Source organism: Pseudomonas sp. S3_B08, assembly GCF_054667725.1.
This window is the reverse complement of record NZ_CP162750.1, coordinates 2853392-2878632: the sequence shown is the minus strand read 5'-3', so window position 1 is coordinate 2878632 and position 25241 is coordinate 2853392. Positions and strand designations below refer to the sequence as shown.

Below are 25241 nucleotides of genomic sequence, written 5' to 3'. Positions count from 1 at the left end.
AAGGCGAGGAATCAATGGCGATGTTCGCGGGTAACCCCGGCATCGAATTGCGCGACGATCTGTTTCCAGCCAGCGGCGGACAGCGCCGCGTCGGACAGATCCTCCGCAGGCGCGAGGTCGGCGCTGCGGTTCAGCCAGATGTCCGGCGCCGCGTTGGCGTCAGTGCCGACACGCATCAAAAACGAACCGGCGACATCAGGCGTCGCACTCCGACCGAAATAGGCACGATCGGCGAACATCTGCCATGCGTGACCGCCACGGCTGACCGAACTGGCATCCTGCGCGAACGGCGCGAAACCTTCTTCGGCGAGCATTTGTGGTGTCGGCAGGGCTTTTTGCTCTTCGCGCAACAAGCGGATTTCGTCGAGGGTCACGCGCAGGTCGGCATAGATGCCTTGCTCGGCGGCGCTGAGATCGCGGCGGGCGTCGTACTGGTTGCTGGCGACCGGCTCCGGTTCATGGGAAACCCCGCGCCACGCCACCACCGAGCCGGCGACCGCGAGGATCAGCAGGCACAACAGCAGCACATTGAGGGTTTCATGACCGGCGCCGGCCGGGCGTACCACTTGCGTCGTCGGGCTACTCATGGGGCTTCGATATCCGCCTGGTCGATTTCCACAACGTGGCCGGGGCCAGCGTCGAACAGCACATAGAACTCGCTGCCGGGCTTCTTGAACGTCAGGGTCGAGTCTTCGCCCAGTTTGCCCGGCACCAGAATGGTTTCGTCGTAGCCGATCACGTCGAGCGTCACCCCCGGCGCGCCGCTGCCATCGGAGAAACCGCCGGTGCATTTGATCTGTTCGGCATCGATGGCTTTGCATTCGCACATCGGATTGTGCGCCAGGGCGCTGGCACTGAACCCGGCGCTCAGCACCAGCAGTGCGGCACCAGCCAGCAGGCGGGGGTGGAAGGGTGAGCGAGTCATGGTTTGGCTCCTTGTTTGTTCAGCCACGCAACCGTGGCGGGGGAGGCTTGGCTCAGGGGAATCGCGGCTTGGTGCATGCTGCCGTCCCAGCCTTCCATGGTGATCCACAGCTCGGCGTCAGGTTTGGTCTTTGCCGGGATCGGCATCTGCGTGCCCATGCGGTAAGGGGTACCGAAGAAGATCGTGCCGGCGGCACGCAGACTGCGCGGTTTGCCGATGCGCAGGTAAGTGGCCTTGACCTGTTCGACGCAGGTATCACAAACGGCGGCAGTGAAATCCTTCATATAGCCGGCCGGACCGCTAAGGTGCGGCGCCTCTTCGCGTAACTCGGCCAGACGCAGGCTCCACGGGCCAACCTGAACGGTGCCTATTTCACGTTGGCCCAGGCCGCTGTCGCCGCGAAACAGCGAGGCATCGGCAAAGTATTTCGGCATGAAACCCAGCGGAATCAGCAACAGCAGAACATTGATGTGGAAACGCCACTTGTGCCAGAAACGCGACAGGAGCGACGGCGGTGTGACCGAGATGGCTTTGTTCACAGGCTGGCCTCCGAAGGTTCACGGCGCAGCGCCGGTTGGGCGGTGACGCGGTTTTTCTTGTCCTCGCGTTTCAGCGCATTGGCGGTGGCCAACGCGGTGCGCTTGGTCCAGATCAGCAGGCCGCTGAGGATCATCATGCTCAGCAACAGACCGAAGAAGAACCAGATCAACTTGATCCAGATGCCGCCGAAGTCACCGGTGTGCAGCGGGCGCATGGATTCGGTGACGAATTCCAGCGAGGATCGATCGGACAGCAAGCGAGAAGAAGCCATTTCGCCGTTGTACGGGTTGAGTGTTGCGGTCTGGTACATCAGCGGATACCAGCCGCGGCCGCTGACGCTCATGTGTGAGTAGGCATTGCCAGGCAGATTGACGTAACTGGCCTCCAGCCCCGGAATCTTCTGCTGGGCGATTTCGATGGCGCGGTCCAGGCTGATACGCGGCGGCGGGGTGCCGGCGGCCGAGATCGGCACACTTTCGCGGGACATCGCCGGAATAATCGGTTCGCTGGAAATGGAAATCTGGTTATCGAACAGGATCGCCTTGATCAGGAACCAGATGCCGGTGATCGAGATCACCGCGATGAACCAGATCGACCAGATGCCGCACAGGCGATGAAAGTCGCCCCAGAAGATCCGCGCACCGTGGCGTACGCGCAGGGTCGGGCGCAGAAAACCTTTCCAGAAGCGCTTGTACACCACTAGCCCGGTAATCAGCGACACCAGCATCGGCACGCCGAGCAATGACACCAGATACCAGCCCCAGCTATAGCCATTGGTGAACGGCACCAGCCACCAGCCATGCAGGGCGCGGGTAAAGGCCTTGAAATCGAAGGCTGGCGCGGTGCCCTGAATGACCCCCGTGTACGGATTGACATAGACCGTCAACGAGCGCCCGTCGGGGTAGCTGACTTCGACGTCGAGGGCAAAGTGCGACTCGTCCGGACGATTGATGCTCTGCACCAGGGTTTGCGGCTCGGCCTGTTTGATCGCGGCGAGGATCTGGTCGTAGCTCAGTCGCGGCGCGTCGTCCGACGGCTGACTGGCGCGCATTTGCGGGTTGGCCAGCCAGACAATCTCCTGGCTGACCACCGCCAGCGTGCCGGTGACACAGACGATCAGCACAAAGAACCAGATCGGCAACGCCAGCCAGCTATGCACCAGGAACCACAGTTTGGAACGGGATTTCTTCGACATGATTGCGCGTCTTGATTGCGGTGGAAGGGGCCGGGCTACGGGCTTCGCAGCACGGAACTCCCCCGGGAGACCGTTCGTGGCTTTTGCCTACGCGAACGGCCTGCATTCCTATAAGACGGATGAGCGAAGAAAATCCCGAAAGCGGATATGAAAGTAAATGTTTCGCAATTACATCGGCAGTGTATTTCTGCCGGTTGATCCGAGGTAAAAAACCTCAACCTTGGTTAAACATCTCCATCGCCCGCTGGCGAATCTGCTCTTCGCTCAGATCCTCTTTGTGCGTGGCGAGAAACCACAGATGGCCGAACGGATCTCTGAGCGTGCCGCTGCGATCACCATAAAACTGGTCTTTGACCTCGGAGACGCTTTGCGCCCCGGCATCCAGCGCTTGTTGAAAGGACTGGTCGACATCGGTGACATACAGGTGCAAGCCGATCGACACCGCCTGCTGCGGATTGCTCAACGGCCCCTGATCACAAGGGGTGCCGAGCATGATCGCGCTGTCGCCGATGCGCAGTTCGGCGTGGCCGATGTTGCCGTCGGGCATGGTCAGGCGCATGACTTCGCTGGCGTTGAAGGCTTTTTTGTAGAACTCGATGGCCTCGGCAGCCTGTTGGATGCCGAGATACGGGGTAATGCTGTGATACCCCTCGGGAATGGGTTTGACGCTCATGACGTTCTCCCTGTTTTTGTTTTCAACAGATGTGGTTACACCGGACTTACCCGGAGCAATCACTATAGAACCGTCCTTACTGCACAGATTTTCCGCCGACGAGCAGCAATCATCATTCATCGCGAAAGTGCGGGCCTGGGCCTCGGTCACCGAGCATGTCGCCTTTATTGCGTAACGGACACGCTTCCATGGATAGACAGCCGCAGCCGATGCACCCGGTGAGCTGATCGCGCATCAGCGTCAATTGCCTGATTCGTTCGTCGAGCTCGCGCTGCCATTGTTCAGACAGCATTTTCCAGTCCGCCGCCGAAGGCGCGCGATCCTGCGGCAGGATCTTCAGCGCTTCGCCGATTTCCGCCAGCGGTATTCCCAGCCGTTGCGCGACTTTGATCAACGCCACCCGGCGCAGGACGGCGCGCGGATAGCGGCGCTGATTGCCGGCATTGCGCTCACTCTTGATCAAACCTTTGGCTTCATAAAAGTGCAGCGCCGTGACCGCGACGCCACTGCGCGCCGAGACCTCCCCAACGGTGAGAGGCTTGTGCACCTGGTCTTTGCTGATCATGCTGAAAATGCTCTTGACCTTGACTTAACTAGAGGTTTTACCCTGCAGCTCTTCGGGTCGCAAGGCTCGCTTCAAGATGAGTGGGGGCTTTCCATGAGCAATCGCAGCTTTACCCAATTGATCGAATTCGAAATCGAACCCCGCCAGCAAGCAGCGCTGGTCTCGGCACTGGCGACGCAGACCGAGGGGCTGGCCCAGCGTTACGACGGGTTTCTCAGCGCCAGTGTGCAGGCCAGCGACGACGGCCGTCGCGTGTTGAGCTTTTTGCAGTGGCAAAGTCGCGAAGCGGGCGAGGCGGCATTTCGCAGTTTCGAACGCGGCGAAGAGGATTTCTGGCAGTTGATCCGTACGCATCGGGCGAAAACCGTGACCTTCAACTCGTTCCAGGTGCACAGCAGCATTGCCCGCAGCCACGACGACGCGCTGCACTGCCGTCTGCCGGTCAGCCAGTATTAGTGCCAACCTGATAGCCACTATTGAGAGCGTTGATTTCTGCGCGAGCGTGCCCGGGCGTAGCCTTTCTCCATCGACCCCACATTGCTCGCCAGGACGCTCCCATGAACCGTTTACTGACTGTTTCGCTGATGCTCGCTGTTTCCGTACTCGCCGGCTGTGCCAGCCACGTTTCGCCAGAGCTGCGCCCCTATACCGCTGAAGAATCCCGCGAGCTGGCGCTGGAAGCGCTGAACCGCAGCGGTTTGTCGTTCGACGAATACCACGCGAAAAAAGCCCAATTGCTCGGCCAGCCGCAGAAAACTTTCGGCTTCGATCAACAGGGTGAGATGAGCGCCGAACGTGCCATACAGCTGCACGGTCGTCCAAGCTGAAAGCAAACTGTACTGCTTGAAGTTTTCCCTAACTGTCCGTGGGTTTGCCGGGCCGTGTGGGATAGGGTCAATAGCTGAATGACCCTGGATGGACTGCCTCGATGAACCTCTCGCTTGATCTGCTGTTGGCCTTTGCCCTGTTTGCCCTTGTCACCTCGATCACACCGGGGCCGAACAACACCATGTTGCTGGCGTCCGGAGTGAATTTCGGTTTCAACCGCACCATTCCACACATGCTCGGCATCAGCTGCGGCTTCTTTCTATTGGTGGTAGCGGTGGGCTTCGGCCTTGGTGCGGTGTTTCAGGCCTACCCGATTCTGTATACGGTGCTGCGTTATGCCGGCGCGGCGTATTTGTTGTATCTGGCGTGGAAGATCGCCCACTCCGGCCCGGTCGGCGACAGTGCCCACGGCGACGCGAAACCGATCAGCTATCTGGGCGCCGCAGCGTTCCAGTGGGTCAATCCCAAAGCGTGGATCATGGCAATCGGTGCCATCAGCACGTACACGCCGATGCAGGGTTATTTCTATAACGTCGTGATCATCGCGGCGGTGTTCGCCATCATCAATCTGCCCAGTGTCGGCCTGTGGGCGGCGTGCGGCACGCTGTTGCGCAATGTGCTGAAAGATCCGCGCTGGTTGCGCGTGTTCAATTGGGGCATGGCAGCGCTGTTGGTGATCTCGCTGTATCCGTTACTTCTGGAAAGCTTTCACTGACGCATTGCTTCAATCGCCGGCCCGATGCCTGTTAAGCTCGGTTTCAGGAGCGTTCCTACGCACTTTTAAATGAAGCCCTACTTCTTTAACGGCATCCGATCAGGTATTGATGACGCTCTCGAACCCATGCACAGCTCACGAGGCTGTGCATTGTCGTTTGCAGACACGAGCCTCCTGATCCCGGAACACGCTCTGCGAGTCCTTTATGAACACACGTCCGTTGTATTTCGATTACGCCGCCACCACCCCGGTGGACGAGCGGGTCATCCAGGTGATGATCGAATGTCTGGGTTTTTACGGTAACTTCGGTAACCCGGCGTCCAGCTCCCACGCTTTCGGCCAGCAGGCCCGGCAGACGGTCGAGCAGGCACGTCGGCAAGTCGCCGATCTGGTCGGCGCGCAGCCTGAGCAGATTGTCTGGACCTCCGGTGCCACCGAGTCCAACAACCTCGCCCTCAAAGGCGTCTCCCAGGCCCGTGGCATTTCCGGCGGGCACATCATTACCAGTCAGATCGAACACAAGGCCATTCTCGACACCGCGCGGCAATTGCAGGACTCAGGCATTGCCGTGACCTATCTGGTACCGGACGACCAAGGCTTGATCACGCCGCAAGCGGTCAGCGAAGCGATGCGTGACGACACCTTTCTGGTCTCGCTGATGCTGGTCAACAACGAGTTGGGCACGGTCAACGATGTCGAGGCAATTGGCGAGGTGGTGCGCGGTCGGCAGGCCCTGTTTCATGTCGATGCTGCGCAAGGCGCCGGCAAAGTCGCGATCGACCTGAGCCGCTGGCCGGTGGATCTGATGTCGTTTTCCGCACATAAACTCTACGGCCCCAAGGGCATCGGCGCTTTGTATGTCGGCCCGCAGGCGCAGCAACGCTTGCAGGCGCAGATTCACGGTGGTGGTCATGAAGGTGGCCTGCGCTCCGGAACCCTGGCGACTCATCAGATTGCCGGGATGGGCGCTGCTTTCGCTTTGGCCGCCGACGCATTCGATGAAGAGAAAAAATCCATCATCGCTTTGCGCGAACGCTTGCTCGAACAGCTTTTGAAGTTGCCCGGCGTGCGCCTCAATGGCAGTGAATCGCAACGAATCCCGCACACCTTAAGCCTGACCTTCAGCGAGGGCGAGTTCAACAGCGCCGCATTGAGCCATTCGATCGCGTTTTCCGCGACGTCGGCGTGTAATTCCGCAAGCAATGCGCCGTCCCACGTGCTGCTCGCGCTCGGGCACGATGCGCGGCTGGCGGGGCGCACCATTCGCTTGAGCCTCGGGCGGTTTACCAAAGTCGAGGATGTCGACAAGGCCGTTGACCTGATCACAACCGCCTGCGCCAGTGCTCCGGCATTCTGGGCGACAGGGCTCTAAACAGCAGACGCTTTCCATGGCCGCGAAGGCTACGAACAATAACGATGACGCGATTAGCAGGAGACATGATGAGTTCCCACACCTTGACCGAAGGATCGGTGCCTCAGCGCCTGGCGCATACCCGTGAACTGATGCGCCGCGAAGGCATCCATGCGCTGCTGGTGCCGTCCGCCGACCCGCATCTTTCGGAATACCTGCCGGGTTACTGGCAGGGCCGGCAATGGCTGTCGGGTTTCCACGGTTCGGTCGGTACGCTGATCGTCACTGCGGATTTCGCCGGTGTGTGGGCCGACAGTCGTTACTGGGAACAGGCGACCAAGGAGCTCAACGGCAGCGGCATCGAACTGGTCAAGCTGCAACCGGGGCAACCGAGCCCGCTGGACTGGCTGGCGGAGCAGACACCCGAGGGCGGCGTGGTTGCGGTCGACGGCGCGGTAATGGCAGTGGCGTCGGCGCGTACGCTGAGCAGCAAACTCGAAGCACGCGGCGCTCGCCTGCGTACCGATATCGACCTGTTGCAGGAAGTCTGGCGTGATCGCCCGAGCCTGCCGAACGCGCCGATCTATCAGCATCTGCCGCCGCAAGCGACTATCAGCCGCGGCGAGAAGCTGGCGAAATTGCGCGAAACCTTGCAAGAACGTGGTGCCGACTGGCACTTCATCGCCACCCTGGATGACATCGCTTGGCTGTTCAACCTGCGCGGCGGAGATGTCTCCTTCAATCCTGTGTTTGTTTCGTTCGCTTTGATCAATCAGCAACAGGCCACGCTGTTTGTGGCGCTGAGCAAGGTCGATGCCGATCTGCGTGCCGTGCTCGAACAGGATGGCGTAACGCTACGTGATTACAGCGAAGTGGCCGATGCGTTGCGGTCTGTGCCGAGTGGCGCGAGCCTTCTGGTCGATCCGGCGCGAGTGACCACGGGGTTGCTGGATAACCTCGACAGTGGTGTGAAACTGGTCGAGGGCCTCAACCCGACTACGTTGGCCAAATCGCAGAAAAGCGAAGCCGACGCTCAACACATCCGTAAAGCGATGGAGCAGGATGGCGCGGCGTTGTGCGAATTCTTTGCCTGGCTGGAATCGGCGTGGGGGCGTGAGCGTATCACCGAACTGACCATCGACGAGAAACTTACCGCTGCCCGTGAACGTCGTCCCGATTACGTTTCGCTGAGCTTCAACACGATTGCCGCGTTCAACGCCAATGGCGCGATGCCGCACTATCACGCTACCGAAGAAGAGCATGCGGTGATCGAGGGTGATGGTCTGTTGCTCATCGATTCCGGTGGCCAATACCTCGGCGGTACCACTGACATCACGCGGATGGTCCCGGTGGGCACGCCGACGCAAGAGCAGAAACAGGATTGCACGCGCGTGTTGAAAGGCGTGATTGCTTTGTCGCGGGCACGTTTCCCGAAAGGCATTCTGTCGCCGCTGCTCGACGCCATCGCTCGTGCGCCGATCTGGGCTGACAACGTCGACTACGGCCACGGCACCGGTCACGGCGTGGGCTATTTCCTCAACGTTCACGAAGGTCCGCAGGTAATTGCTTATCAGGCGGCACCGGCACCGCAAACGGCAATGCAGCCGGGGATGATCACCTCGATCGAACCCGGCACCTATCGTCCGGGCCGCTGGGGTGTGCGCATCGAAAACCTGGCGATGAACCGTGAGGCCGGCAGCAGCGAATTCGGCGACTTCCTCAAGTTCGAAACCCTGACGCTGTGCCCGATCGATACCCGCTGCCTGATTGCTGACCTGCTGACCCACGAAGAAAAACAGTGGCTGAACGACTACCACCGCGAAGTGCGTGAGCGACTGAGTCCATTGCTGGATGGCGCGGCGCTGAGCTGGTTGAACGAGCGCACTGTGGCCATTTGATCGATTTACCCAAGGCACCGCTCGCGATGCCTTGGGGCTTGGCTTCAGTCCTGGCGCAATGCCTCTTCCACGAAGTCGAGTCGATCCTGACCGAAGAACAACTGATCGCCGATAAACATGCTGGGGGCACCGAAAACGCCGCGCTTGATCGCGGCTTCGGTGTTTTCCTTGAGTGCGGCTTTTACTGATTCGTCGTTGGTCAGCGCGATTATCTCTTGGGGGTCGAAGCCGTTTTCAGTCAGCACGGCAGCAATGGTTTGCGGATCGTTGAGGTTACGACCTTCTACCCAAAGCGCCCTGAACAGGCAATCGACGAATTCGGCGAAACGCTGCGGCTGGCGCATCTGCATGCCAGTGACGGCACGCATCAATATCAGTGTGTTGATTGGAAAGTGCGGATTGAATCTGAGCTGTACGCCGTAGCGTTTGGCGAAGCGATCGAGGTCCTGAAACATGTAGCGGCCCTTGGCCGGAATCATTGCCGGCGAAGCGTTGCCGGTGGCTTTGAACACGCCACCCAACAGCATCGGGATGTAGATCAGTTCGCTCTGGGTATCGGCGCAGATTTTCGCTAGCTGAGTGTGCGCCAGATAGGTGGCGGGGCTGCCGAGGTCGAAATAGAATTCCACAGTTTTCGTCATGATCAAATTGCTCTCTTATTGTTGTAATGAGGGGGGAGGGCTTACCAGCGTTCGTTCCAAGGACGCAGGTCCAGCTCAAAAGTCCAGGCATCCCGTGGCTGACTGTGCAGAAACCAATAGTTTTCGGCGATGTGCTCTGGATCGAGAATGCCGTCCTGATCCTTGGTCGCGTATTTCTCGGGAAAGCTGTTGCGGATGAAGTCGGTATCGATCGCACCATCAACCACGACGTGGGCGACATGAATGTTCATCGGCCCCAACTCTCTCGCCATGCTTTGCGCGAGTGCGCGGATGCCATGTTTGGCTCCAGCGAAAGCGGCAAATCCAGAAGCACCGCGCAGCCCGGCCGTGGCACCAGTGAACAGAATCGTACCGCGCTGCCGAGTGACCATGCGCTTGGCCACTTCACGGGCATTGAGAAAACCGGAGAAGCAGGCCATCTCCCAGATCTTGAAATATTTGCGCGCGGTTTCTTCGAGAATGCTGCAGGGCACGTTGGCGCCGATGTTGAAAACAAAGGCTTCGATCGGGCCGACGCGGGTTTCGATGTCTTCGATCAAGGCGATGACGTCTTCTTCCTTGCGCGCATCGCAGGCAAAACCATGGGCCTCACCGCCCTCAGCGATGATTGCGTCAACCAGTGGCTGCAGCTTGTCGGCGCTGCGACGGGTTACGCAGGCAATGAACCCTTCACTGGCAAAGCGCTTGGCGATGGCCCCACCCGTGGCATCGCCGGCACCGACAACCAACACGACCTTGTTGTTATTCATGGATGAATCCCTTTTGGTTAACGATCGTTTAGTTAACGAACGTTATGCTAGGATCCGGGCAGCGTCAAGGCGATCTATTTTCAGGAGAGGACATGCGTTATTCGGCCGGACACAAATCGGAAACCCGCGAACGATTGCTGCAAAGCAGCGCGCTGTCGGCGAAGAAATCGGGGTTTTCCACGGTGGGCGTGGATGGCCTGATGAAAGCCATCGGTTTGAGTGGCGCCGCGTTCTACAGCCACTTTTCATCCAAGGATGCGTTGTTCGCTGCCATCGTCGAGCGAGAGTTGAGTGAAAGTCTTGAGCGCCTTGGTGGCCAGGGCGGTGCAGATAGGCAGCGGCTGGAGCGTTGTCTGAAGAAGTACCTGAGCATGGCCCACGTCGAGCAACCAGAGTCCGGTTGCGCGCTGCCGACATTGGGCGCAGAGGTTGCCCGTGCCGATATGCAGGTGCGTGAGCAGGCTGAACAGTGGATCTGCCGTCTTCAGCAGGGCTGGGCTGAGATACTGGAAAGCGAGAGTCTGGCCTGGTCGGTGCTGTCTCAATGTGTGGGTGCGTTGGTGGTCGCGCGAATGCTGGCAACACCGGACGTGCAGCGAACGGTGTTGCGCTCGAGTCACGAGGAAATTACACGTCAGCTCGCTTTGCCGCGAGCCGAGTAGTTATTTGCAGATGACGATCATGCTGCGGCTGGTATAACCGGCGGGGTTCAGGCCGAACGGATAATCGCCAGGTTCCTCGACGACATCCCCGGATTTGGCGATCACCTTGTAACCCTTGGGGGCGCAGGAGTTGGCTGCGCTGGTGTAGCACTTGTCCCATGAGGATGAAAGACCGGAACAGTTGATGTGCAGTCCCTTCTTGCCGCGTTTGACCTGGGTTTCCGAAGTCGCCGCGCAACTCGCGATCGCCAGCAGGGCGATCATTAGCAAAATTCGTTTCATTACCATCCTTAATAGCGGCCGCGAGTCTGGTGCTCGGGTCTGCCTGTATTCGCTCGCGTTTGCAGCGTGGTGCCGTCCTTTGCGAAAAAATCCATGCCTGGCGATGGGTTACGCAGCTAAACATGGCCTAAATGAGCGCCAATTACCAGAGCCACTTTCGCTACGCTTCAGTCAGCCGCGACAGCAGGCTTTGCTCCGCTACCCATGGTCATGGTTGCGCCCACTGAAGCCAGAATAATGCACAGGATGGCCAGCCATTGTGACAATGAAAGGTATTCCTGGAGAAAAAGCAGACCTGACAGCGCGCCGAAGGCCGGCTCGATACTCATGAGCGTGCCGAAGGTGCGCGCGGGCATACGCGTCAGCGCGACCATCTCCAGGGTATAGGGCAGGGCGGTCGACAGAATGGCAACGCCGATAGCGACTGGAATCAACGATGGTGTAAGCAGCGCAGCACCGGCATGAACGATTCCGATCGGTGCCACGAACAGCGCGGCGATCATTACGCCGAGGGCTGCCGTCGTCACCCCGTTGTCGGCGCCGGCCTTTTGCCCGAACAAAATGTACAGCGCCCAGCAAACCCCGGCGCCGAGCGCATAGCCCGCTCCGACGAGGTCAATGCCAGCAGTGGTTGCCCCAGTAGGTATTAATAGGAGCAAACCGGCTGCAGCGAGCGCGATCCAGACAAAATCGATGGCGCGGCGGGAGGCATATATAGCTACCGCCAATGGGCCGGTGAATTCCAGCGCAACGGCGATGCCCAGCGGCACTGTGCGCAGCGACATATAAAAGAGGAAGTTCATTCCTCCCAGTGCCATCCCATAGACGATGACGGTACGAAGGGATTTGGCGGTCAACTTTGCGCGCCATGGGCGGAGCAACAGCAGCATGATGACGCTGGCAAAGATCAGGCGCAGCGTGGTTGTTCCTTGTGCGCCGATAATGGGGAACATGCTTTTGGCCAGAGAAGCGCCCGACTGGATGGACGCCATGGCTATCATGAGCAGGCAAACCGGAAACAATGTGGAAGCAAGGGAGCGGGGTTGATCATTCATTGCGCGGCAGCATCCAAGGCAAAAACACAGTATTGTTGTGGTAGTGGGCAATATACTGCGCATTGGATGGGGTCGCGTCTATATATAGAAAGCGTTTTTGCTGATTTGAAAGAAAAGCGAAATTAACGGTTGACGGCAGATTCCAGAGGTCTATAATTCGCCCCACTTCCGGCGCAGTCAAAACGGAAAACTCCTTGATATTCAAAGAGTTACGCGGTTTTCGACAGCGGCTTGCTTCAGATCATCGAAGCCTGGAAGGAGTTGAAAGGGCAGCGATGTGTAGCTCTTTTAACGGTTCGATCTTCTCGGTCGAAAGCGGAAAAAAAGAGGTGTTGACAGCAGCGATTAACGCTGTAGAATTCGCCTCCCGCTAACGAGAGATCGGAAGCGCAAGTGGTTGAAGTTGTTGAAGAATTCTTCGAAAACTTCTGAAAATAATCACTTGACAGCAAATGAGGCTGCTGTAGAATGCGCGCCTCGGTTGAGACGAAAGATCTTAACCAACCGCTCTTTAACAACTGAATCAAGCAATTCGTGTGGGTGCTTGTGCAGTCAGACTGATAGTCAACAAGATTATCAGCATCACAAGTTACTCCGCGAGAAATCAAAGATGTAACCAACGATTGCTGAGCCAAGTTTAGGGTTTCTTAAAAACCCAAAGATGTTTGAACTGAAGAGTTTGATCATGGCTCAGATTGAACGCTGGCGGCAGGCCTAACACATGCAAGTCGAGCGGATGAGAGGAGCTTGCTCCTGGATTCAGCGGCGGACGGGTGAGTAATGCCTAGGAATCTGCCTGGTAGTGGGGGACAACGTTTCGAAAGGAACGCTAATACCGCATACGTCCTACGGGAGAAAGCAGGGGACCTTCGGGCCTTGCGCTATCAGATGAGCCTAGGTCGGATTAGCTAGTTGGTGAGGTAATGGCTCACCAAGGCGACGATCCGTAACTGGTCTGAGAGGATGATCAGTCACACTGGAACTGAGACACGGTCCAGACTCCTACGGGAGGCAGCAGTGGGGAATATTGGACAATGGGCGAAAGCCTGATCCAGCCATGCCGCGTGTGTGAAGAAGGTCTTCGGATTGTAAAGCACTTTAAGTTGGGAGGAAGGGTTGTAGATTAATACTCTGCAATTTTGACGTTACCGACAGAATAAGCACCGGCTAACTCTGTGCCAGCAGCCGCGGTAATACAGAGGGTGCAAGCGTTAATCGGAATTACTGGGCGTAAAGCGCGCGTAGGTGGTTTGTTAAGTTGGATGTGAAATCCCCGGGCTCAACCTGGGAACTGCATCCAAAACTGGCAAGCTAGAGTATGGTAGAGGGTGGTGGAATTTCCTGTGTAGCGGTGAAATGCGTAGATATAGGAAGGAACACCAGTGGCGAAGGCGACCACCTGGACTGATACTGACACTGAGGTGCGAAAGCGTGGGGAGCAAACAGGATTAGATACCCTGGTAGTCCACGCCGTAAACGATGTCAACTAGCCGTTGGGAGCCTTGAGCTCTTAGTGGCGCAGCTAACGCATTAAGTTGACCGCCTGGGGAGTACGGCCGCAAGGTTAAAACTCAAATGAATTGACGGGGGCCCGCACAAGCGGTGGAGCATGTGGTTTAATTCGAAGCAACGCGAAGAACCTTACCAGGCCTTGACATCCAATGAACTTTCCAGAGATGGATTGGTGCCTTCGGGAACATTGAGACAGGTGCTGCATGGCTGTCGTCAGCTCGTGTCGTGAGATGTTGGGTTAAGTCCCGTAACGAGCGCAACCCTTGTCCTTAGTTACCAGCACGTAATGGTGGGCACTCTAAGGAGACTGCCGGTGACAAACCGGAGGAAGGTGGGGATGACGTCAAGTCATCATGGCCCTTACGGCCTGGGCTACACACGTGCTACAATGGTCGGTACAAAGGGTTGCCAAGCCGCGAGGTGGAGCTAATCCCATAAAACCGATCGTAGTCCGGATCGCAGTCTGCAACTCGACTGCGTGAAGTCGGAATCGCTAGTAATCGCGAATCAGAATGTCGCGGTGAATACGTTCCCGGGCCTTGTACACACCGCCCGTCACACCATGGGAGTGGGTTGCACCAGAAGTAGCTAGTCTAACCTTCGGGAGGACGGTTACCACGGTGTGATTCATGACTGGGGTGAAGTCGTAACAAGGTAGCCGTAGGGGAACCTGCGGCTGGATCACCTCCTTAATCGACGACATCAGCTGCTGCATGAGCTCCCACACGAATTGCTTGATTCATTGAAGAAGACGATAGAAGCAGCCCGAAATTGGGTCTGTAGCTCAGTTGGTTAGAGCGCACCCCTGATAAGGGTGAGGTCGGCAGTTCGAATCTGCCCAGACCCACCAATTTTGTGTGGGAAACGCCTGTAGAAATACGGGGCCATAGCTCAGCTGGGAGAGCGCCTGCCTTGCACGCAGGAGGTCAGCGGTTCGATCCCGCTTGGCTCCACCACTACTGCTTCTGAAGTTTGAAAGCTTAGAAATGAGCATTCCACCGGTTTGGTGATGAATGTTGATTTCTAGTCTTTGACTAGATCGTTCTTTAAAAATTTGGGTATGTGATAGAAAGATAGACTGAACGTTACTTTCACTGGTAACGGATCAGGCTAAGGTAAAATTTGTGAGTTCTCTTAGTTGAGAAATTCGAATTTTCGGCGAATGTCGTCTTCACAGTATAACCAGATTGCTTGGGGTTATATGGTCAAGTGAAGAAGCGCATACGGTGGATGCCTTGGCAGTCAGAGGCGATGAAAGACGTGGTAGCCTGCGAAAAGCTTCGGGGAGTCGGCAAACAGACTTTGATCCGGAGATGTCTGAATGGGGGAACCCAGCCATCATAAGATGGTTATCTTGTACTGAATACATAGGTGCAAGAGGCGAACCAGGGGAACTGAAACATCTAAGTACCCTGAGGAAAAGAAATCAACCGAGATTCCCTTAGTAGTGGCGAGCGAACGGGGACTAGCCCTTAAGTGGCTTTGAGATTAGCGGAACGCTCTGGAAAGTGCGGCCATAGTGGGTGATAGCCCTGTACGCGAAAATCTCTTAGTCATGAAATCGAGTAGGACGGAGCACGAGAAACTTTGTCTGAATATGGGGGGACCATCCTCCAAGGCTAAATACTACTGACTGACCGATAGTGAACTAGTACCGTGAGGGAAAGGCGAAAAGAACCCCGGAGAGGGGAGTGAAATAGATCCTGAAACCGTATGCGTACAAGCAGTGGGAGCAGACTTTGTTCTGTGACTGCGTACCTTTTGTATAATGGGTCAGCGACTTATTTTCAGTGGCGAGCTTAACCGAATAGGGGAGGCGTAGCGAAAGCGAGTCTTAATAGGGCGTCTAGTCGCTGGGAATAGACCCGAAACCGGGCGATCTATCCATGGGCAGGTTGAAGGTTAGGTAACACTGACTGGAGGACCGAACCGACTACCGTTGAAAAGTTAGCGGATGACCTGTGGATCGGAGTGAAAGGCTAATCAAGCTCGGAGATAGCTGGTTCTCCTCGAAAGCTATTTAGGTAGCGCCTCATGTATCACTGTAGGGGGTAGAGCACTGTTTCGGCTAGGGGGTCATCCCGACTTACCAAACCGATGCAAACTCCGAATACCTACAAGTGCCGAGCATGGGAGACACACGGCGGGTGCTAACGTCCGTCGTGAAAAGGGAAACAACCCAGACCGTCAGCTAAGGTCCCAAAGTTATGGTTAAGTGGGAAACGATGTGGGAAGGCTTAGACAGCTAGGAGGTTGGCTTAGAAGCAGCCACCCTTTAAAGAAAGCGTAATAGCTCACTAGTCGAGTCGGCCTGCGCGGAAGATGTAACGGGGCTCAAACCATACACCGAAGCTACGGGTATCACCTTCGGGTGATGCGGTAGAGGAGCGTTCTGTAAGCCTGTGAAGGTGAGTTGAGAAGCTTGCTGGAGGTATCAGAAGTGCGAATGCTGACATGAGTAACGACAATGGGTGTGAAAAACACCCACGCCGAAAGACCAAGGTTTCCTGCGCAACGTTAATCGACGCAGGGTTAGTCGGTCCCTAAGGCGAGGCTGAAAAGCGTAGTCGATGGAAAACAGGTTAATATTCCTGTACTTCTGGTTATTGCGATGGAGGGACGGAGAAGGCTAGGCCAGCTTGGCGTTGGTTGTCCAAGTTTAAGGTGGTAGGCTGAGATCTTAGGTAAATCCGGGATCTTAAGGCCGAGAGCTGATGACGAGTTACCCTTTGGGTGACGAAGTGGTTGATGCCATGCTTCCAAGAAAAGCTTCTAAGCTTCAGGTAACCAGGAACCGTACCCCAAACCGACACAGGTGGTTGGGTAGAGAATACCAAGGCGCTTGAGAGAACTCGGGTGAAGGAACTAGGCAAAATGGCACCGTAACTTCGGGAGAAGGTGCGCCGGTGAGGGTGAAGGACTTGCTCCGTAAGCTCATGCCGGTCGAAGATACCAGGCCGCTGCGACTGTTTATTAAAAACACAGCACTCTGCAAACACGAAAGTGGACGTATAGGGTGTGACGCCTGCCCGGTGCCGGAAGGTTAATTGATGGGGTTAGCTAACGCGAAGCTCTTGATCGAAGCCCCGGTAAACGGCGGCCGTAACTATAACGGTCCTAAGGTAGCGAAATTCCTTGTCGGGTAAGTTCCGACCTGCACGAATGGCGTAACGATGGCGGCGCTGTCTCCACCCGAGACTCAGTGAAATTGAAATCGCTGTGAAGATGCAGTGTATCCGCGGCTAGACGGAAAGACCCCGTGAACCTTTACTATAGCTTTGCACTGGACTTTGAATTTGCTTGTGTAGGATAGGTGGGAGGCTTTGAAGCGTGGACGCCAGTTCGCGTGGAGCCATCCTTGAAATACCACCCTGGCAACTTTGAGGTTCTAACTCAGGTCCGTTATCCGGATCGAGGACAGTGTATGGTGGGTAGTTTGACTGGGGCGGTCTCCTCCTAAAGAGTAACGGAGGAGTACGAAGGTGCGCTCAGACCGGTCGGAAATCGGTCGTAGAGTATAAAGGCAAAAGCGCGCTTGACTGCGAGACAGACACGTCGAGCAGGTACGAAAGTAGGTCTTAGTGATCCGGTGGTTCTGTATGGAAGGGCCATCGCTCAACGGATAAAAGGTACTCCGGGGATAACAGGCTGATACCGCCCAAGAGTTCATATCGACGGCGGTGTTTGGCACCTCGATGTCGGCTCATCACATCCTGGGGCTGAAGCCGGTCCCAAGGGTATGGCTGTTCGCCATTTAAAGTGGTACGCGAGCTGGGTTTAGAACGTCGTGAGACAGTTCGGTCCCTATCTGCCGTGGACGTTTGAGATTTGAGAGGGGCTGCTCCTAGTACGAGAGGACCGGAGTGGACGAACCTCTGGTGTTCCGGTTGTCACGCCAGTGGCATTGCCGGGTAGCTATGTTCGGGAAAGATAACCGCTGAAAGCATCTAAGCGGGAAACTTGCCTCAAGATGAGATCTCACTGGAACCTTGAGTTCCCTGAAGGGCCGTCGAAGACTACGACGTTGATAGGTTGGGTGTGTAAGCGCTGTGAGGCGTTGAGCTAACCAATACTAATTGCCCGTGAGGCTTGACCATATAACACCCAAGCAATTTGCTGACCTGAAAAGGCACCAGATTGCGGTGTGTGAAGACGAAACGAACCGAAAGTTCGAAACGCACAAACACCAGCTGTCACATACCCAATTTTCTGAAGCGAGGCCATCTGGTCCCGAGTCAGTACCCGAATTTCTTGACGACCATAGAGCGTTGGAACCACCTGATCCCATCCCGAACTCAGCAGTGAAACGATGCATCGCCGATGGTAGTGTGGGGTTTCCCCATGTGAGAGTAGGTCATCGTCAAGATTAAATTCCGAAACCCCAATTGCGAAAGCAGTTGGGGTTTTGTTTTGCCTGCGAGAAAGTTTTTAGCCTGCCACCGGGGAAATTCATCCTGAAGTGGATGGCGAGTTTTGGTATGGTGCAGCTCGTTTTTTAACGGACTGATGTCCTGCCCACGGATCGGCACTCATTTACGTCTAAGAGTTGCTGTAGAAATGCCTGAACCAATCCCGATCAAGGACCATGAAAAAGAGACGAGGCTGGTCAACAAACGCTTGATTGCCTGTGCTCTGTTCGTGTTCGCCATCAGCTGCGCTTTGGTGGTGCGCCTGTACATTCTCCAGGTCGTGGAATTCGATTACCACTCGACCATCTCCGAAAACAACCGTGTCCATGTCCTGCCGATACCGCCGACGCGGGGATTGATCTACGACCGCAACGGCGTATTACTCGCCGACAACCGTCCCAGCTACAACCTGACCATCACCCGTGAGCGTGCAACCGACGTCAATCAAGAATTGGACGAAGTCATCAACTTGCTGCACTTGCCTGCTGAAGACCGTACGGTATTCGACAAGGCGATGAAGCAATCCCGGCATCCATTCACACCGGTCACACTGTTTTATGAGCTGACGGAAGAGCAGATCGCCGTCCTGGCGGTGAACGAATTTCGCCTGCCGGGGATTGATGTCGAACCGCAGTTTGTCCGGCACTATCCTCTCGGCGCACATTTCGCTCATTCGATCGGTTATGTCGGTCGGATCAATGAAAAGGAAGCTAAAACCCTCGACTCCGTGGAGTACCGAGGTACGCAGTCCATTGGTAAAACCGGTATCGAGCGTTTCTATGAGGCGCAGTTACACGGCCATGTCGGTTACGAAGAAGTCGAGACCAATGCTCAAGGCCGCGTGCTGCGGGTGCTCAAACATACCGATCCGGTGCCAGGTAAAAACATCGTCCTCAGTCTTGACGTCAAACTGCAGGAAGCCGCCGAAGCTGCTTTGGGCGACCGTCGTGGTTCAGTGGTAGCTCTCGACCCGTCCACCGGAGAAGTGCTGGCGATGGTCAGCAATCCGAGTTTCGATCCGAATCTGTTCGTCACCGGGATCAGTTCGAAGGAATATTCAGCGCTGCGGGATTCCATCGATCGGCCATTGTTCAACCGCGTGTTGCGTGGTCTGTACGCCCCGGGCTCGACGATCAAGCCGGAAGTCGCTATCGCTGGTCTGGACGCCGGCGTCGTGACCCCGCAGACCCGCGTATTCGATCCCGGCTATTACCAATTACCGGACTTCGACCACAAGTATCGCAACTGGAACCACAGCGGTGATGGTTGGGTGGACATGGACGCGGCGATCATGCGCTCGAACGACACCTACTTCTATGATCTGGCGCACAAGCTTGGCATCGATCGTCTGCACGACTACATGGCGATGTTCGGCCTTGGTGAAAAAGTCTCGCTGGACATGTTTGAAGAGTCCCCCGGTCTGATGCCGTCGCAAGCGTGGAAACGCGCTACACGGCGACAGGCCTGGTATCCCGGCGAGACGGTTATTCTCGGCATCGGCCAGGGATACATGCAGGTCACACCGCTGCAATTGGCCCAGGCCACTGCCCTGATCGCCAATAAGGGGATATGGAATCGGCCGCATTTGGCCAAGTCGGTCGACGGTGTAGCACCGGTCGACGAGCATCCAATGCCAAATATCCTGCTTAAAGATCCGCGCGATTGGGAGCAGGTCAACCACGGTATGCAGATGGTCATGCACGATGCTCGAGGCATTGCCCGTGCGGCCGCTGCGGGGGCGCAATATCGCATCGCCGGCAAGAGTGGTACGGCGCAGGTGGTGGCGATCAAGCAGGGTGAGCGTTACAACCGTGAGAAAACCCTCGAGCGCCACCGTGACAACGCCCTGTTTGTAGGATTCGCACCGGCCGAGCATCCGAAGATCGCCATCTCGGTAATGATCGAGAACGGCGAGGCGGGTGGTCGTGTTGCCGGTCCAGTAGTGCGGCAGATCATGGACGCCTGGTTACTCGATCAGGATGGTCACCTTAAACCTCAATACGCTGCGCCGAGCAAAGCGCCGGGCGATCCTCACGTCTGAGGCGTAACGGTTCACAGCACAGGCTCCGTAAGCGGCGCCTGTGATTACGCACCGGGTACCGGGCAGCTCATATCACCTTCCTCACATTTCAAATACTGCTTGAGGGTTTCTACTCTGGCCTTGGTTACGTCTGTAAGACAACTACTGTAAACCAATGGATACACACTCCCGCCTGCCACCCCAGAAGCCGAAAACTTGCACTCGGCATCCCGAAAGCTGACCCACGCCCGCTGCGCGTTGACCAGCAGCTTCTTTCCGTCCGGGTTGTCCTTCAGGCGTCCGGTGATCTGCTGATAGAGCGTATTCAGTTCCTTGTCTGCCGCTTTGAAGGCTTGCCCCGCGCATTGATTCATCGTCGCCTGATCGCTGGCGTTGGCGCAATCAACGGCGGCATGGGCGAAAGGGGCAAACAAAAAGGGCGCAGAGGCCAGAAGCAGACGCACTGACATAAGGTTCTCGCTGTATCGAGTGGAAAGAGTGTATCGAGTGTTATGTACGTAGCCGGGAGGCCTCAAGCAAGCGATCCGCAGTGGCCGTAATTTCCTCGCCGTCATGCAGCCGCTCCAGCCAGTGCTCGGGAATTGCCCGAGCGCCGTAGTAAGTACCGGCCAACTGACCCACGATAGCAGCTGTGGTATCCGCATCATCGCCGAGATTGGCTGCTTTCAGTATCGCGTCAGCGTACGTTTGCGTGTGATGGAAGCACCACAAAGCGGCTTCCAATGATTGCACGCTATAGCCGCTGCCCTTGATTTCGTTTTCTTTTTTGCCGAGATACTCACCCCGCGCGATCGCAACCACCTTGGGTTGCGAATACTCTGCAAGTAGCGATTGGCGCAGTTGCGTTTTGTCGGCTCCCTCAAGCGCTCGTGCGATCAGATCAGCCAGCAATTGGCAGCACTCGATTGCCTCCGGCGCCGCATGGGTTGTGCGCGAACTGTCGGCAGCGTGGATCTGGATCTGTCTAGCGTCGGGAAAATAAAACAGTACGACAGGAGCCAATCGCATCAGCGACCCGTTGCCAGCAGTCAATGGATCAGTCGACCCCGCGAAAGGCTTCCCGGTTCGCTGAAACTGTTCCAGCGCCTGGCTAACGGTCATGCCGATGTCGAAACATTCCCCGGTGGAGCTCAGGTATCCCCATTTCCACCAATTGAGATAGCGGCCCATCTGATCAGCCGCGTCGAAACCGTTTTTGCGCAGCAGGCTCTCGGCCAGGCAGAGTGCCATTGAGGTGTCATCGGTCCATTGCCCTGGCTTGAGCTGGAACGGGCCACCGCCGACCATGTCGCTCAGCGGCTGGAATGATCCTCGCGGCTGGAACTCAACTGTTGTGCCGACCGCATCGCCGCAAGCCAGGCCGAGGAGGGCGCCGCGATACCGATCGGCAAGAGAGGGCTGCATGATTCGTCCTTGTTTCTGCGGATTCGCTGGAAAGATAACAGGTCAGGCGGCGCCGATCACAGAGCGCAAACTACCGCAGGATGTGTCCGCTCGAATCGATGCCTGCAGCGCCTGGATACAACTTCGCATTGGACATGTGGTCATACAGGCCTAGTGTTCAGAACAGGAGGTGACGTATGAAACCAGTACCTAACAGTTTCGAACGCAAGATCACGCTCAAGGCGTCGCGTTCCCATGTCTGGCGCGCATTGGTCGATGCAGAGGCGTTCGGTCAGTGGTTTGGCGTGGCACTTGAGGGCCGGCGCTTCATTGCCGGTGAGTGGACGCAGGGCCAGGTCACGTACCCCGGTTATGAACACGTATTGTGGAATGTGCTGATCGAGCGGGTCGAGCCGCAGCAGTTGTTTTCTTTCCGCTGGCACCCGTATGCGGTCAACCCGAAGATCGACTACTCGCAAGAGCCGACCACGCTGGTCAAGTTCGAATTGCAGGACTTCGAGGACGGCACTCTACTCAAGGTCTCGGAGTCCGGCTTCGCGCACATCCCTGATATCCGTCAGAAAGAGGCGTATTACATGGACAGTCGCGGCTGGGAGGAGCAGTTGAGCAGGCTTGAACAGTTTCTCGCCGAAAGCGCCAGGGCTCGTGAAAGCGGCGGTGCCTGACAGGTCTAAGGGTTTTCGGCAGTGTTTGTATGGCGAATGTCTTACACGCATTGGTAGCTTTTACGACTATTGCTGATTGGATCCACTGGGTAATCTACACACATCAACTGAGACACAGGGAGTGTTTCAGGATCATGGACGATCGACCATCGCAAGGATCGCTGCCGACAGGGAGTCGATAATGGTCTTGGGAAAAACCCGCTTCGGCGGGTTTTTTTTCGCCTGAATGTAGGAGCCGCCGAAGGCTGCGATCTTTTGATCCTGCTTTTAAAAGCCAGGTCAAAAAGATCACAGCCTGCGCGAATGTCATCCCGTCACGAAGCAATCAACTGCCGCAACACATAATGCAGGATCCCCCCGGATTTGAAGTACTCGACCTCATTCAGCGTATCAATGCGGCACAAGACTTCGATTCTCTCCTGACGCCCATCCTCCCGAGTGATAACCAGCGGCAGGTTCATCCGCGGCCTCAGCTCGACGCCGGTCAATCCCAGAATCTCGAACGTCTCTTTGCCGGTCAGATTGAGACTCTTGCGATTCTGATCAAGCTTGAACTGCAACGGCAGCACACCCATGCCGACCAGATTCGAGCGGTGAATACGTTCGAAGCTCTCCGCAATCACCGCTTTGACGCCCAGCAGATTGGTGCCTTTCGCCGCCCAGTCACGGCTCGATCCGGTGCCGTACTCCTGACCGGCAATCACCACCAACGGCGTACCCGACGCCTGATATTTCATCGCTGCGTCATAGATCGCCATTTTTTCCCCGGTGGGAATGTAAAGTGTGTTGCCACCTTCCTCGCCACCCAGCATCTCGTTGCGAATACGGATGTTGGCAAAAGTACCGCGCATCATCACTTCATGATTGCCGCGACGGGAACCGTAGGAGTTGAAGTCGCGCGGCTCCACGCCTTTTTCCTGCAGGTATCGCCCGGCCGGGCTGTCGATCTTGATGTTGCCGGCGGGGGAGATGTGGTCGGTGGTCACTGAATCGCCGAGCAAGGCCAAGACCCGCGCGCCTTTGACGTCTTTGACTTCCGGCAGAGGGCCGGAAATGTCGTCGAAGAAAGGTGGATGCTGAATGTAGGTCGAATTGTCCTGCCACACGTAAGTCGCCGCTTGCGGCACCTCGATGGCCTGCCATTGCTCATCACCGGCAAACACTTCGGCGTATTCCTTGTGGAACATCGCTGTGTTGACCTGATTCACCGCCTCGGCAATTTCCCGGCTGCTCGGCCAGATATCGCGCAGGTACACCGGATTGCCCTGCTGATCCTCACCCAGCGGTTCGCTGCTGATGTCGGTGCGCACACTGCCAGCCAAAGCGTAAGCGACGACCAGAGGAGGCGAGGCCAGCCAGTTGGTCTTCACCAGTGGGTGCACACGGCCTTCGAAATTGCGGTTGCCGGACAGGACTGATGCGACGGTCAGATCGGCCTTCTGAATGGCTTTCTCGATCGGCTCCGGCAGTGGCCCGGAGTTGCCGATGCAGGTGGTGCAGCCATAGCCGACCAACGAAAAACCGAGCTGATCAAGGTACTGAGTCAGCCCGGCAGCCTTGTAATAGTCGGTGACGACTTTCGAACCAGGGGCCAGTGAGCTTTTGACCCAAGGCTTGCGCGTCAGGCCTTTCTCGACAGCTTTTTTCGCCAGCAGTCCAGCAGCCATCATCACGCTCGGGTTGGAGGTGTTGGTGCAGGAGGTAATCGCGGCGATGACCACTGCACCGTTTTTCAGGCGATAGGTCTTGCCCTCGTATTCGTAGTCCGCTTCGCCCACCAGATCGGCGTTGCCCACTGCTACGCCGCCGCCACCCTCGCTTTCAAGGCGTCCTTCTTCCTTGCTGGTGGGTTTGAATTGCAGGTCGATGAAATCACTGAAGGCCTGCGCGACGTTCGGCAGGGAGACTCGATCCTGCGGACGTTTCGGTCCGGCCAGGCTGGCCTCTACGCTGCCCATGTCCAAGGCCAGGCTGTCGGTGAACACCGGCTCCTGACCCGGCAGACGCCACAGGCCTTGAGCCTTGGTGTAGGCCTCGACCAGTTTCACCACTTCCGGCGGCCGGCCGGACAGGCGCAGGTATTCCAGCGTGACATCGTCGACCGGGAAGAAGCCGCACGTCGCACCGTATTCCGGGGCCATGTTGGCGATGGTTGCGCGGTCGGCCAGTGGCAGATCGGCGAGACCATCGCCATAGAACTCGACGAATTTGCCGACTACGCCTTTCTTGCGCAGCATCTGCGTTACGGTCAGCACCAGATCGGTGGCGGTGATGCCTTCCTTGAGTTTGCCGGTGAGTTTGAAGCCGATCACTTCCGGAATCAGCATCGATACCGGTTGCCCAAGCATCGCCGCTTCCGCTTCGATCCCGCCCACGCCCCAGCCGAGTACGCCGAGGCCGTTGATCATGGTGGTGTGGGAGTCGGTGCCGACCAGCGTGTCGGGGAACGCGTAGGTGCGGCCATCCTCGTCTTTGGTCCAAACGGTGCGGCCGAGATATTCGAGGTTGACCTGGTGGCAGATGCCGGTACCCGGCGGGACCACGCTGAAGTTATCGAACGCACTCTGGCCCCAGCGCAGAAAGGCATAGCGCTCGCCGTTGCGTTGCATTTCGATGTCGACGTTCTGTTCAAACGCACTGGCGCTGCCAAACTTGTCGACCATCACCGAGTGGTCGATCACCAGATCCACCGGCGACAACGGATTTATGCGTTGCGGGTCGCCACCAGCCTTGGCCATCGCCGCGCGCATTGCGGCGAGATCGACGACGGCGGGGACGCCGGTAAAATCCTGCATCAATACACGGGCAGGGCGGTACTGGATTTCCCGATCAGAGCGGCGCTCCTTGAGCCAGGCGGCGATGGCTTTGAGGTCAGTGCCGGTGACGGTTTTTTCGTCTTCCCAGCGCAGCAGATTTTCCAGCAGTACCTTCAACGACATCGGCAGCTTGTCGAGGTCGCCCAGGCTTTTGGCGGCTTCCGGCAGGCTGAAATAATGGTAGGTCGTGGCATCGATTTGTAGGGTTTTCAGTGACTTCAGACTATCGAGGGACGGCATTACGATCACTCCTTTGAGTCCGCACGGCTACGGACTGAGGGGACGGGCAGAGCA

22 protein-coding genes, 2 tRNA genes and 3 rRNA genes are annotated in these 25241 nt (G+C 57.0%); 13 read left to right on the top strand and 14 right to left on the bottom strand.

Annotation, left to right across the window (positions count from 1 at the left end):
- Positions 1–11 precede the first annotated feature (11 nt).
- The 6 genes from AB4N73_RS13030 to soxR form a co-directional block, all read right to left on the bottom strand.
- A complete protein-coding gene (locus AB4N73_RS13030) occupies positions 12–587 on the bottom strand; it encodes a DUF6162 family protein (RefSeq protein WP_056788582.1) in 576 nt (191 codons plus the stop codon).
- On the bottom strand, positions 584–925 hold the full coding sequence (locus AB4N73_RS13025) for a hypothetical protein (RefSeq protein WP_056788584.1): 342 nt from the start codon (positions 923–925) through the stop codon (positions 584–586). The genes AB4N73_RS13030 and AB4N73_RS13025 overlap by 4 nt, the downstream gene beginning before the upstream one ends.
- Positions 922–1464, bottom strand: coding sequence for a hypothetical protein (locus tag AB4N73_RS13020; RefSeq protein WP_056788587.1), 543 nt, complete (start codon positions 1462–1464; stop codon positions 922–924). Before AB4N73_RS13020 ends, AB4N73_RS13025 begins: the two co-directional genes overlap by 4 nt.
- Positions 1461–2660 (bottom strand): PepSY-associated TM helix domain-containing protein, encoded by a 1200-nt coding sequence (locus AB4N73_RS13015; protein WP_016770800.1) that lies wholly within the window; start codon positions 2658–2660, stop codon positions 1461–1463. The genes AB4N73_RS13020 and AB4N73_RS13015 overlap by 4 nt, the downstream gene beginning before the upstream one ends.
- Before the next feature lie 214 nt (positions 2661–2874).
- A complete protein-coding gene (locus tag AB4N73_RS13010; RefSeq protein ID WP_056788589.1) occupies positions 2875–3333 on the bottom strand; it encodes a VOC family protein in 459 nt (152 codons plus the stop codon).
- A 112-nt stretch (positions 3334–3445) separates the two neighbouring features.
- Positions 3446–3898, bottom strand: coding sequence for a redox-sensitive transcriptional activator SoxR (gene soxR / locus AB4N73_RS13005; RefSeq protein ID WP_150638863.1), 453 nt, complete (start codon positions 3896–3898; stop codon positions 3446–3448).
- A 93-nt stretch (positions 3899–3991) separates the two neighbouring features.
- On the opposite strand from soxR, the gene AB4N73_RS13000 reads away from it, so the two are divergent.
- The 5 genes from AB4N73_RS13000 (at position 3992) to AB4N73_RS12980 (ending at position 8690) form a co-directional block, all read left to right on the top strand.
- Positions 3992–4354, top strand: a complete 363-nt coding sequence (locus AB4N73_RS13000; protein ID WP_056788591.1) for an antibiotic biosynthesis monooxygenase — start codon at positions 3992–3994, stop codon at positions 4352–4354.
- Between the two features lie 101 nt (positions 4355–4455).
- Positions 4456–4725: a hypothetical protein gene (locus AB4N73_RS12995; RefSeq protein ID WP_056788593.1), complete on the top strand. Its 270-nt coding sequence runs from the start codon at positions 4456–4458 to the stop codon at positions 4723–4725.
- Between the two features lie 101 nt (positions 4726–4826).
- Entirely contained in the window at positions 4827–5441 is a 615-nt protein-coding gene (locus tag AB4N73_RS12990; protein ID WP_353188934.1) for a LysE family translocator, read from the top strand.
- A gap of 205 nt (positions 5442–5646) precedes the next feature.
- Positions 5647–6813 (top strand): aminotransferase class V-fold PLP-dependent enzyme, encoded by a 1167-nt coding sequence (locus AB4N73_RS12985; protein ID WP_406226883.1) that lies wholly within the window; start codon positions 5647–5649, stop codon positions 6811–6813.
- Between the two features lie 68 nt (positions 6814–6881).
- A complete protein-coding gene (locus AB4N73_RS12980; protein ID WP_460143554.1) occupies positions 6882–8690 on the top strand; it encodes an aminopeptidase P family protein in 1809 nt (602 codons plus the stop codon).
- Positions 8691–8734: 44 nt separating this feature from the next.
- Here AB4N73_RS12980 and AB4N73_RS12975 read toward each other — a convergent pair whose 3' ends face one another.
- Positions 8735–9331: a 2-hydroxychromene-2-carboxylate isomerase gene (locus AB4N73_RS12975; RefSeq protein ID WP_056788602.1), complete on the bottom strand. Its 597-nt coding sequence runs from the start codon at positions 9329–9331 to the stop codon at positions 8735–8737.
- A 41-nt stretch (positions 9332–9372) separates the two neighbouring features.
- The gene (locus tag AB4N73_RS12970) at positions 9373–10101 is read right to left on the bottom strand and encodes an SDR family oxidoreductase (RefSeq protein WP_056788605.1); all 729 of its coding nucleotides are present in this window, start codon (positions 10099–10101) and stop codon (positions 9373–9375) included.
- Between the two features lie 92 nt (positions 10102–10193).
- Here AB4N73_RS12970 and AB4N73_RS12965 point away from each other — a divergent pair, with 92 nt between their 5' ends.
- Entirely contained in the window at positions 10194–10763 is a 570-nt protein-coding gene (locus AB4N73_RS12965; protein WP_460143553.1) for a TetR/AcrR family transcriptional regulator, read from the top strand.
- Here AB4N73_RS12965 and AB4N73_RS12960 read toward each other — a convergent pair whose 3' ends face one another.
- The 3 genes from AB4N73_RS12960 to AB4N73_RS12950 all read right to left on the bottom strand — a co-directional run bounded on the left by AB4N73_RS12960 (position 10764) and on the right by AB4N73_RS12950 (position 12281).
- Positions 10764–11045: a hypothetical protein gene (locus AB4N73_RS12960; protein WP_095182157.1), complete on the bottom strand. Its 282-nt coding sequence runs from the start codon at positions 11043–11045 to the stop codon at positions 10764–10766.
- Between the two features lie 167 nt (positions 11046–11212).
- Positions 11213–12100, bottom strand: a complete 888-nt coding sequence (rhtA, locus tag AB4N73_RS12955; RefSeq protein WP_150638876.1) for a threonine/homoserine exporter RhtA — start codon at positions 12098–12100, stop codon at positions 11213–11215.
- Complete coding sequence (locus tag AB4N73_RS12950; RefSeq protein WP_460143552.1) at positions 12093–12281, bottom strand: hypothetical protein; 189 nt, start codon at positions 12279–12281, stop codon at positions 12093–12095. Before AB4N73_RS12950 ends, rhtA begins: the two co-directional genes overlap by 8 nt.
- A gap of 486 nt (positions 12282–12767) precedes the next feature.
- On the opposite strand from AB4N73_RS12950, the gene AB4N73_RS12945 reads away from it, so the two are divergent.
- From AB4N73_RS12945 to mrdA, 6 genes are all read left to right on the top strand, one after another.
- Positions 12768–14304 (top strand): 16S ribosomal RNA (locus tag AB4N73_RS12945).
- Positions 14305–14385: 81 nt separating this feature from the next.
- Positions 14386–14462 (top strand) — tRNA-Ile (locus tag AB4N73_RS12940).
- A 30-nt stretch (positions 14463–14492) separates the two neighbouring features.
- Positions 14493–14568 (top strand) — tRNA-Ala (locus AB4N73_RS12935).
- Positions 14569–14815: 247 nt separating this feature from the next.
- Positions 14816–17709: ribosomal RNA gene (locus tag AB4N73_RS12930) — 23S ribosomal RNA — on the top strand.
- A 153-nt stretch (positions 17710–17862) separates the two neighbouring features.
- Positions 17863–17978, top strand: a 5S ribosomal RNA gene (gene rrf / locus AB4N73_RS12925).
- Together the 16S, 23S and 5S rRNA genes with 2 tRNA genes alongside form the textbook arrangement of a ribosomal RNA operon.
- Positions 17979–18169: 191 nt before the next feature.
- Positions 18170–20062 (top strand): penicillin-binding protein 2, encoded by a 1893-nt coding sequence (gene mrdA / locus AB4N73_RS12920; protein WP_056791554.1) that lies wholly within the window; start codon positions 18170–18172, stop codon positions 20060–20062.
- Between the two features lie 44 nt (positions 20063–20106).
- On the opposite strand, the gene AB4N73_RS12915 is transcribed toward mrdA, so the two are convergent.
- Together AB4N73_RS12915 and AB4N73_RS12910 are read right to left on the bottom strand one after the other, a co-directional pair.
- On the bottom strand, positions 20107–20511 hold the full coding sequence (locus tag AB4N73_RS12915; protein ID WP_056791550.1) for a lysozyme inhibitor LprI family protein: 405 nt from the start codon (positions 20509–20511) through the stop codon (positions 20107–20109).
- Between the two features lie 40 nt (positions 20512–20551).
- Positions 20552–21466, bottom strand: coding sequence for an ADP-ribosylglycohydrolase family protein (locus tag AB4N73_RS12910; protein ID WP_056791548.1), 915 nt, complete (start codon positions 21464–21466; stop codon positions 20552–20554).
- A 176-nt stretch (positions 21467–21642) separates the two neighbouring features.
- Here AB4N73_RS12910 and AB4N73_RS12905 point away from each other — a divergent pair, with 176 nt between their 5' ends.
- Positions 21643–22131: an SRPBCC family protein gene (locus AB4N73_RS12905; protein WP_016775506.1), complete on the top strand. Its 489-nt coding sequence runs from the start codon at positions 21643–21645 to the stop codon at positions 22129–22131.
- 314 nt (positions 22132–22445) lie between these two features.
- Here the strand turns inward: AB4N73_RS12905 and acnA are convergent, their stop codons facing one another.
- A complete protein-coding gene (acnA, locus tag AB4N73_RS12900) occupies positions 22446–25187 on the bottom strand; it encodes an aconitate hydratase AcnA (RefSeq protein ID WP_252878619.1) in 2742 nt (913 codons plus the stop codon).
- Between the last annotated feature and the right edge of the window lie 54 nt (positions 25188–25241).

Bases quoted from the DNA above. Each gene is read 5' to 3' on its own strand.
- AB4N73_RS13030 (WP_056788582.1), bottom strand. From the start codon at position 587: ATGAGTAGCCCGACGACGCAAGTGGTACGCCCGGCCGGCGCCGGTCAT.
- AB4N73_RS13025 (WP_056788584.1), bottom strand. From the start codon at position 925: ATGACTCGCTCACCCTTCCACCCCCGCCTGCTGGCTGGTGCCGCACTG.
- AB4N73_RS13015 (WP_016770800.1), bottom strand. From the start codon at position 2,660: ATGTCGAAGAAATCCCGTTCCAAACTGTGGTTCCTGGTGCATAGCTGG.
- AB4N73_RS13010 (WP_056788589.1), bottom strand. From the start codon at position 3,333: ATGAGCGTCAAACCCATTCCCGAGGGGTATCACAGCATTACCCCGTAT.
- soxR (WP_150638863.1), bottom strand. From the start codon at position 3,898: ATGATCAGCAAAGACCAGGTGCACAAGCCTCTCACCGTTGGGGAGGTC.
- AB4N73_RS13000 (WP_056788591.1), top strand. From the start codon at position 3,992: ATGAGCAATCGCAGCTTTACCCAATTGATCGAATTCGAAATCGAACCC.
- AB4N73_RS12995 (WP_056788593.1), top strand. From the start codon at position 4,456: ATGAACCGTTTACTGACTGTTTCGCTGATGCTCGCTGTTTCCGTACTC.
- AB4N73_RS12990 (WP_353188934.1), top strand. From the start codon at position 4,827: ATGAACCTCTCGCTTGATCTGCTGTTGGCCTTTGCCCTGTTTGCCCTT.
- AB4N73_RS12985 (WP_406226883.1), top strand. From the start codon at position 5,647: ATGAACACACGTCCGTTGTATTTCGATTACGCCGCCACCACCCCGGTG.
- AB4N73_RS12980 (WP_460143554.1), top strand. From the start codon at position 6,882: ATGAGTTCCCACACCTTGACCGAAGGATCGGTGCCTCAGCGCCTGGCG.
- AB4N73_RS12975 (WP_056788602.1), bottom strand. From the start codon at position 9,331: ATGACGAAAACTGTGGAATTCTATTTCGACCTCGGCAGCCCCGCCACC.
- AB4N73_RS12970 (WP_056788605.1), bottom strand. From the start codon at position 10,101: ATGAATAACAACAAGGTCGTGTTGGTTGTCGGTGCCGGCGATGCCACG.
- AB4N73_RS12965 (WP_460143553.1), top strand. From the start codon at position 10,194: ATGCGTTATTCGGCCGGACACAAATCGGAAACCCGCGAACGATTGCTG.
- AB4N73_RS12960 (WP_095182157.1), bottom strand. From the start codon at position 11,045: ATGAAACGAATTTTGCTAATGATCGCCCTGCTGGCGATCGCGAGTTGC.
- rhtA (WP_150638876.1), bottom strand. From the start codon at position 12,100: ATGAATGATCAACCCCGCTCCCTTGCTTCCACATTGTTTCCGGTTTGC.
- mrdA (WP_056791554.1), top strand. From the start codon at position 18,170: ATGCCTGAACCAATCCCGATCAAGGACCATGAAAAAGAGACGAGGCTG.
- AB4N73_RS12915 (WP_056791550.1), bottom strand. From the start codon at position 20,511: ATGTCAGTGCGTCTGCTTCTGGCCTCTGCGCCCTTTTTGTTTGCCCCT.
- AB4N73_RS12910 (WP_056791548.1), bottom strand. From the start codon at position 21,466: ATGCAGCCCTCTCTTGCCGATCGGTATCGCGGCGCCCTCCTCGGCCTG.
- AB4N73_RS12905 (WP_016775506.1), top strand. From the start codon at position 21,643: ATGAAACCAGTACCTAACAGTTTCGAACGCAAGATCACGCTCAAGGCG.
- acnA (WP_252878619.1), bottom strand. From the start codon at position 25,187: ATGCCGTCCCTCGATAGTCTGAAGTCACTGAAAACCCTACAAATCGAT.